2 protein-coding genes and 1 pseudogene are annotated in these 9,415 nt (G+C 73.8%); all 3 read left to right on the top strand.

Annotated elements, in window-relative coordinates:
- A partial coding sequence (locus ACZ6ZT_RS34825) for a type I polyketide synthase (protein WP_469724450.1) occupies nt 1-3,146 on the top strand: 3,146 nt, incomplete at its 5' end.
- Between the two features lie 99 nt (nt 3,147-3,245).
- A pseudogene (locus ACZ6ZT_RS34820) lies at nt 3,246-9,164 on the top strand (type I polyketide synthase); the annotation flags it as partial.
- Nucleotides 9,165-9,234: 70 nt separating this feature from the next.
- Nucleotides 9,235-9,415 (top strand): polyketide synthase docking domain-containing protein (locus ACZ6ZT_RS34815; RefSeq protein ID WP_469724449.1); only part of this gene is annotated, 181 nt, incomplete at its 3' end.

Genomic DNA, 9,415 nt, shown 5'->3' with positions numbered 1-9,415 from the left:
CGGTGGCGGAGGCGTTCGTCCAGGGTGTCGGTGTCACCTGGCCGGCACTCTTCGAGGGCACCGGCGCCCGGACCATCGACCTGCCCACCTACCCCTTCCAACGCCAGCACTACTGGGCGCAGGCCTCACCCGTCGGCACCGGCAGTTCGGCTGCGGCCCGCTTCGGTATGACCTGGGAGGAGCACCCGCTCCTCAGCGGCGCGCTGCCGCTCGCGGAGACCGGTGAGCTGCTGCTCGTCGGGCGGATCTCCCCGGCCTCTCACTCCTGGATTGCCGACCACACCGTGGCCGGTACAGCCCTGCTGCCCGGGGCAGCCTTCGTCGACATGGCACTGCATGCCGCCGCGGTCGTGGGCTGCGCGGGCGTGGAGGAGCTGAGCATCGAGGCTCCGCTGCCGGTGCACGGCGGCATCCAGCTCCAAGTGGTGGTCGACGAGCCAGACTCCTCCGACCGGCGCCGCGTGAGCGTGTTCGCGCGGCCGGAGGCGGAAAACGGGGACACCAGCCGGTGGACCCGACACACCACCGGCGTACTGGCCCCTGCCGCCGCCCCCGACCCGGGCCGGCCGCAGTGGAGCCGCGCGGCCTGGCCGCCGAGCGGTTCCGTGCGCGTGGAGGCGGCAGAGCTCTACGAACGGTTCTCCGCGCTGGGATACGAGTACGGCGAGGTGTTCGCCGGGGTCGGGGACGTCTGGCTGCGCCAGGGCGAGGTGTTCGCCGAGGTCCGCCTGCCCGCGGGCGCGGCGCTGGACGCCCAGCGGTTCGGGGTGCACCCAGGCCTCCTCGACGCGGCTCTGCAGCCCTGGCTGCTGGGCGACTTCGTGCCGCGCCCCGACGACGGATCCGTGCTGCTGCCGTTCGCCTGGCGGGGGATCACGCTGCATGCGACCGGTGCCGACGCGCTGCGGGTCCGCCTGGGTCCGGCCGGGGAAGGGGCCGTGTCGCTCGAGGCCGTCGACCTCGCCGGTGCCCCGGTGCTGTCGCTGGACGCGCTGTTGCTGCGTCCGCTCGCGCAGGACCGGCTGGTGGAACTGGTCGGTGGCACGACGTCCGCGCCGCTGTACCGCGTGGACTGGCAGCGGAGCCCGATCGCGAGCGCGGCGCCGCAGGCCACAGGGCTCTTCGCCTCCTCCCCGTCCGGTGCGACGCGCCGGTGGGCGGTTGTCGGGCAGGGCGGTGCCGCCGCACGGTACGCGACGGCGGACCCCGGCACGGGGTGTATCGGGGTCTTCCCCGACCTGGACGAACTGCGTACGGCGCTGGACTCCGGAGCGGACCGCCCCGACCTCGTCCTCGCCGACTTCGGGGCCCAGCCCGGCACCACCGCACCACACGGGACGGCTCTGGCCGACGGGGTACGGGACAGGACTCGGCGGGGGCTCGCCCTCGTACAGGGCTGGCTGTCCGACGAGCGCTTCGCCGCCGCACGCCTCGCAGTGCTCACCGAGCACGCCGTCGCCACCGAAGCGGACGCGCGCCCGGTGGACCTCGCCGGATCGGCGCTGTGGGGGCTGATGCGGTCGGCGCAGACCGAGCACCCCGACCGATTCGTCCTTGTCGACCAGGACGGGCAGGACGCCTCGTACCAGGCGCTGCCCACCGCGCTCGACAGCAGAATCCCCCAACTGGCCCTTCGTGCCGGAGAGATACACACCCCCGGGCTGGCGGTCCTGCCGACCCCGGGAGAGGGGGTCACCACGACGGGCACGGGGTTCGATCCCGAGGGCACCGTGCTCGTCACCGGCGCCACCGGCACCCTCGGCGGCCTGCTGGCCCGGCACCTGGTCACCGCACACGGCGTACGGCATCTGCTGCTGCTCAGCCGCAGCGGGCGCGACGCCGACGGTGCCGCCGAACTGGAGCGTGAGCTCACCGGTCTCGGCGCAGAGTTCCAGCTCCTTTCCTGTGACGCGGCGGACCGGGCAGCGCTGGAGGAGGCCCTCGCCACCATCCCCGCCGCACATCCGCTGACCGCGGTGATCCACACGGCCGGCGTCCTGGACGACGGCGTCGTCGAGGCGCTGACCCCAGTACGGCTGGACCGCGTGCTGCGCCCCAAGGCGGACGCCGCGCTGAACCTGCACGAGCTGACCGCGGGAATGCCGCTGAAGGCGTTCGTCCTGTACTCCGGGGCGGTCGGCCTGTTGGGCGGCGCCGGACAGGCCAACTACGCGGCGGCTAACGCATTCCTGGACGGCCTGGCCCAGCACCGGCATGCCCAGGGGCTGCCCGCGGTGTCCCTGGCATGGGGACTGTGGAGCGCCGCCAGCACGTTCACCGGCCATCTCGGCGAGGTGGATCTGCGGCGCATGGAGCGGTCCGGCATCGCGCCGCTCACGAATGAGCAGGGTCTCGAACTGTTCGACCGGGCACTTGGTGCCGCCGCGGACGGGGATACGCATCACATCTGCGTGATGCGGCTGGACACGGCGGCGCTGCGTCGGCAGGCCGCCGAACACGGGGCCGCTTCGGTGCCCCTGCTGCTGCGTACGCTGGCGGCGCCCGCCGTACGCCGCGGCGCGGCGCGAACGGGCCGCGGCGAACGGGCGGCGTCCGCGGTCACGGACGCACCGAGCCGGGCGCAAGCCCTGCGCGAACGACTGACCGGGCTGGACGCGGCGGGAAGGCGGGACGAGCTCCTGGCCATGGCCCAGACGCAGTTGGCCGACGTGCTGGGCTTCACCGACAAGACCGCGGTCGACCCTGTTCGCTCCTTCCGCGAGATCGGTCTGGACTCGCTCACCGCCGTCGAGCTCCGCAACAGGCTCGCTGCCGTCACCGGCCTGCGGCTGCCGGCGGCGCTAGTCTTCGACCACCCCAACCTCGATGCGCTCGCCGGCCACCTGGCGGAGCTCCTCGCGGCGGAGGGCCGGGACGACGCGGGCGCAGCGGCGCTGTCGGGCATCGATGCCCTGGACCGGGCGGTCCGGGGGATGGCGGCCGACGACACGCGGCGTGACGCCGTCCGCCGACGTCTCACAGAACTGCTGACGGTGGTCGGCGACGCCCCACGGGACGGCGACCGCAGCACACGAACGGCCGCCGGCACAGGAAGCCACGGCGCGCAGACGGGCCCCGACCTGCTGGGGCGGCTGGACTCCGCCTCCGACGACGACCTGTTCGCGTTCATCGAAGACCAGTTGTGAGCGGGACGCGCGTCCCGCACCCGCACCGAAGTGCGCCGCAGCAGGCGCGCTCGCACCCACACGAGCACGTAGGCCAGGAGGGCCCGGTCGATGACGGCCAACGACGATAAGATCCGTGACTACCTGAAGCGGGTTGTCGCCGAGCTGCACAGCACGCGCCAGCGGCTGAACGCTCTGGAGGACAACGCCCGCGAGCCCATCGCCATCGTGGGTATGAGCTGCCGACTGCCCGGCGGGGTGACCACCCCCGAGAGCCTGTGGGAACTGGTCGACTCCGGCACCGATGCGGTCTCGCCGTTCCCCGACGACCGGGGCTGGGACCTGGACGCGCTCCACCACTCGGGGTCGGGAGCCGTCCACTCCCGCGAGGGCGGTTTCCTCCACGACAGCGCCGACTTCGACGCGGAGTTCTTCGGCATCAGCCCGCGAGAGGCCCTGGCCATGGACCCGCAGCAGCGGCTCCTGCTGGAGACCGCCTGGGAGGTGTTCGAGCGGGCCGGTATCGACCCGGCCTCCGCCCGCGGCTCGCGCACGGGGGTGTACGCGGGTGTCATGTATCACGACTACGGTGCCCGGCTGAACGAGATCCCGCCGGGTCTAGAGGGGTACCTGGTCAACGGCAGCGCGGGCAGCATCGCCTCGGGCCGGGTGGCCTACACCCTCGGGCTGGAGGGTCCCGCCGTCACCGTCGACACGGCCTGCTCCTCGTCACTGGTCGCCGTGCACCTGGCTGCGCAGGCGCTGCGGCAGCGGGAGTGCGACATGGCGCTCGCGGGCGGCGCGACCGTCCTGTCCACCCCCGACCTGTTCATCGACTTCGCGCGACTGGGCGGCCTGGCCTCCGACGGGCGCTGCAAGGCGTTCTCCGACGCGGCCGACGGCACCAGCTTCGCCGAGGGCGCCGGAATGCTGCTCCTGATGCGCCTGTCGGACGCGGTGGACAAGGGCCACACCGTACTGGCGGTCATCCGCGGCTCCGCCGTCAACCAGGACGGTGCCAGCAACGGTCTGACGGCTCCCAACGGCCTCGCCCAGCAGCGGGTGATCCGCGAGGCGCTCGCCAACGCGGACCTGGGCTCCGACCAGATCGACGCGGTGGAGGCACACGGCACCGGAACCCGGCTCGGCGACCCCATCGAGGCACAGGCCCTGCTGCACACGTACGGCACGAGCCGCAGCCCCGAACGGCCGCTGTGGCTCGGCTCGCTGAAGTCCAACATCGGCCACACCCAGGCGGCTGCCGGCGTGGCCGGAATCATCAAGACGGTGCTGGCGATGCGCCACGGACGGCTGCCCCGTACCCTGCACGCCACCCGTCCCTCCAGCCGGGTGGACTGGTCGGCGGGCGCGGTGGAGCTGCTCACGCAGGCACAGGACTGGCCCGGCCAGGGGGACGCCCCGCGCCGCGCCGGCGTGTCCTCCTTCGGTGCCAGCGGCACCAACGCACACCTGATCCTGGAGGGCGTCCCGGACGGCGACGACACGGCGGCGGAGCGCGAACCGTCCACCGGCGGTGGCGCCTGGCTGCTCTCGGGCCGGACCGAAGCGGCGCTGCGAGCCCAGGCCCGGAGACTCCACGGCCATCTCGCCGCCCGCCCCCACGTGTCACCCGCCGCGGTCGGGCGGACGCTGGCCCGCTCCCGTACACCGTTCGAGCACCGGGCCGTCGTCATCGGACAGGACACCGCCGCACTCCTGAGCGGCCTCACGGAGCTGGCGTCCGGCGCGGCGCACGGACCCGGGGTGATCACCGGCCGGTCCGCGCGCGGACGCCGTACCGCACTGCTCTTCACCGGGCAGGGCAGCCAGCGGCCGGGCGCCGGGCGCCGGCTCTACGAGCGGTACGAGGTGTTCGCCCGTGCCCTGGACGAGACGGCCGCGGAACTCGACCGGCACCTGGACCGCCCGCTGCGCGAGGTGATGTTCGCGGAACCGGGCAGCGCGACAGCCGGCCTCCTTGACCGAACCGAGTACACCCAGCCCGCGCTGTTCGCCCTGGAAGTCGCCCTCTTCGAGCTGGTCAGTGCGTGGGGCCTGCGCCCCGACGCCCTCCTGGGGCACTCGGTCGGCGAACTGGCCGCCGCCCACGTCGCCGGAGTGTTCACCCTGCCCGACGCCGCCCGCCTGGTGATGGCGCGGGGCCGGCTGATGGGCGAGCTGCCGGCCGGTGGCGCGATGGCGGCGATCCAGGCGGGCGGCCCGGAGATCGAGGAGACGATCACGGCACTCACGGCTCACAGGTCGGCGCGCGTCGCCGTCGCCGCGCTCAACGGGCCCGACGCCACCGTGATCTCGGGCGACGAGGACGTGGTCGCCGAGCTCGCCGCGCTGTGGCGGGAGCGGGGCCGCCGCACCAGGGTGCTGCCCGTCAGCCACGCCTTCCACTCGCCGCGCATGGACGCCGCACTGGAACCGTTCGCCCGGATCGCGCGCGACGTCTCCTACGCCGAGCCGCGCATCCCGGTGGTCTCCAACCTGACCGGCGACGTCGCGTCGACCGCGCTGCTGTGCGCCCCGGAGTACTGGGTGCGCCACGCGCGCGAGGCCGTGCGCTTCAGCGACGGCTTCCGCACCCTGCGCGATCAGGGGATCGACACCTTCGTCGAACTGGGACCGGACGGCGTGTTGTCCGCCCTGGGCCGCGACTGCCTGCGCGAAGAGGAACGAGACGCCCCGCGCCAGGACGGCCCGACGGACCGCGACACGGCCGGCTCCCCCGCCGACGGGCGGGAGCGTCCCGTGCTGATGGTGCCGCTGCTGCGCCGGGACCGCGACGAGACGAACACCTGCCTCGGGGCCCTGGCCACCATCCACACCCACGGTGTCCCCGTCGACCTCGCGGCCGTGCACGGTGACGCCGACGGGCCCACCGTCGACCTCCCCACCTACGCCTTCCAGCGCACGCGCTACTGGCTGGACGTCCCGGCCCCTGCCGCCGGCCTCACCGCCACCGGTCTGGAGGCGGCGGACCAGCCCCTGCTTCCGGCCGCCATCGACCTGCCCGACGGGGAAGGCACCGTACGGACCGGGCTGCTCTCCGTCCGCACCCACCCGTGGATCGCCGACCACCGCGTCCAGAACCGCACCGTGGTACCCGGAGCGGCCCTCCTGGACATCGCCGCCTGGGCGGGCACCGAAGCGGGCTGCCCCCGGGTCGCCGAGCTGACCTTCGCCACGCCCCTCGTCCTGCCCGAGAGCGGGGAGGGGGTCCGGCTGCGCGTGACGCTGAGCGGCCCCGACGCGGAAGGCATCCGTACGATACGCATCGACTCCCGGCCCGCCGACGCCGCTCGGGCAGCCGACGCCCCCTCCGACTGGACCCGGCACGCGTCAGGTACCCTCGCCCCCGGAACCGAGGAGGCCGGTGACGGTGCCGACGCGCCGGCGGAACTGCTCGGCGTCTGGCCCCCGGCCGACGCGATCCCGGTGGCCCTCGATGCGGACGCCGTCGCGGCTGAGTACCGGCGTCTCGCGGACGCGGGCGTGACGTACGGTCCCGTGTTCCGGGGATTGCGCGCCGTCTGGCGGCGCGGCGAAGAAGTCTTCGCCGAGGTCCGGCTCCATGGCCAGGCGGCCGCCGACGCCTCGCGGTACGGCATGCACCCGGCCCTGCTGGACGCTCTGGCGCACGCCACCGGGTTCGGCGAGCAGTTCACCGGGGCCCACGGCCTGCTGCCGTTCTCGTGGAGCGACGTCCGGATCCACGTCCGCGGCACCGACTCCCTGCGCGTACGGATCGCCCCGGTGGGACCCGACGCCGTGACCGTCGCGGCGGCCGACCCGGCGGGCCGACCGGTCCTCGACGCCCGCTCACTCACGCTGCGCCCTCTCCCGGCGAACCAGTTCCACAGTCCACAGGCGGGGAGCACACCGTTGTACCGACTGGAGTGGACGTCGGTCTCCGCTCCGGTGACCGGGCCCTCCGGTCCCAGGCCGGCGGCGGCGGAGTGGGGCGTCCTCGGCCGTCCCGGCCCGGTCCTCCTTGAGGGCGTACGCGACGGAGGCCGGACACCCGTACGGACCTACGACGATCTGGACGCGCTCGCGGCCTCCGACACGCCCCTGCCCGACCACGTCCTCGTGGAGCTCGGCCACGACGGGGACGATCTCGCCGCAGCCGCCCACGACCTGGCCGAACGTGCACTGGCCGTGGTGCAGGGCTGGCTGGCCCACGCCCGCTTCACCGACGTACGCCTGGTCGTGCTGACGCGCGGGGCGGTGGCGGCCGGCACCAGCGCGGTCCGCCCGGCTGCGGCCGTCGCCTGGGGACTGCTGCGCAGCGCACAGTCCGAGCACCCGGGCCGCTTCATACTGGTCGACGCGGACCCGTCCGACCCGGCTGCCTCCTACCGCTCCCTGTCACGGGCCGTCACCTCGGGGGCGTCCCAACTCGCCGTGCGCGGCGATGAGATCCTCGTACCCCGACTCACCCACGGAGCGAACGGGCAGGGCGCTGCCGCCGGTCGCCTCGGCGACGCCACCGAGCCGGAAGCGGGCGCAGCCCTGAGGCCCGCCCCGTCGGGGAACCTCTCCGGCCCCTGGCGCGCGGACGGCACCGTGCTCATCACGGGCGGAACCGGAACGCTCGGCAAGGCTGTGGCCCGGCATCTCGTGACCAAGCACGGCGTCCGGCACCTGATACTCGCCGGCCGGCGCGGAGCGGACGCCCCGGGCGCGGCCGGGCTGGCCGCCGGACTCACCGACTTGGGCGCCGTCGTGAACATCGTCCGCTGCGACGCTGCCGACCGCTCGGCGCTCGAAAGCGTTCTGGCCGCCGTCCCCGCCGCGTACCCGCTCACCGCTGTCGTGCACACCGCTGGTGTGCTGGACGATGGCATCATCACGGCGCAGACCTTCCCACGGGTGTCGGCAGTCCTGCGGGCCAAGGCGGACGCGGTCACACACCTGCACGAACTGACCCGCGAACTGGATCTGTCCGCCTTCGTCCTCTTCTCGTCGGCTGCCGGAACCCTCGGCAGTCCCGGCCAGTCCAGCTACGCGGCCGCCAATAGCTTCCTCGACTTGTTCGCCGCCTGGCGGCGAGCACAGGGCCTGCCCGCCGTATCCCTGGCCTGGGGCCTGTGGGGCGACGGCGGTGACGGCGACGGCGGTGGCGCAGGGGCCGACGGCATGGGAGCGAGCCTGGCCGCCGCCGACCTCGCACGGCTGCGCCGTTCCGGCATCCTGCCCCTCGACCCCGCCGAGGCACTGACACTGTTCGACGAGGCCTGCGACCCCTCCAGGACCGAGGCCGTGTTGCTGCCGATTCGCCTCGACCTGAACGGCCTGCGTGCTCGTTCGGCCCGCGGCACCGCACACGCAGGCGTGGTACCCGAAGTGCTGCACGCCCTGGTGCCCCCGCCCGCCGGTGCCGGCCCCTCGTCCGGTGCGGGCACGCCGGACCCTGCGGCGGGCCAGGAGCCCCCGACCACGGCCGCGGCATCCGGCACCCTGGCCGAACAGCTCGCCGGGAAGCCGCGCGGCGAGCGGCTCGCCGTCATCCGGGAGCTCGTGCGCACCGAGATCGCCTCGGTGCTCGGGCACGCGGACGCCCAACGCGTCCAGCTCCAGTTCTCCTTCAAGGAAGCCGGATTCGACTCCCTCACCGCCGTCGAACTCCGCAACCGGCTCACCGCCGTCATCGGAACGAAGCTCCCCGCCACGCTGGTCTTCGACCATCCGACGCCGACGGCGCTCGTCGACCACCTGGAACAGGAACTGCCCAAGGGCGGCCAGGAACTTCCCGCGGACGTCCCGGATGTTCTGGAGGCACTCGACCGGATCCGGGACGGACTGGCCACCGCTGTCACCGACGACAACGGCCGCGCCCACGTCGCCGAACGCCTCCAGGAGCTGCTCGGCACGCTCGCCCCGCCGGTGGCCGGCGCCCGCCCGGTCAACGGCTCGAACAGTCACGACGGGCAGGGCCCCGACGAGCCGTCGGTCGGCGAACGCCTCGCTGCCAGCACCGACGACGAGCTCTTCGACCTCTTCGACAGCGACTTCCGGTCGATGTAGCCCAGAGCCCGCTCGCCGCCACTGCTCTCCCGCCCCCGCCGCCCGTCCCACACCCCTGGAGAACAGCACCATGTCTTCCGAAACGCCTGCCACCAACGAAGAAAAGCTCCGCGCCTACCTCCGCCGCGCCATGACCGACCTGCACGAGGCCCGCGAGCAGATCCGCCGGACCGAGTCGGCCAGGCATGAGCCGATCGCGATCGTGGGGATGGGGTGTCGGTTCCCGGGCGGGGTGTCGTCGCCGGAGGGGT

The organism is Streptomyces sp. NPDC102258, from assembly GCF_055584685.1.
Note: the sequence above shows the minus strand (reverse complement) of the source record. Positions and strands in the feature narration are given on the sequence as shown.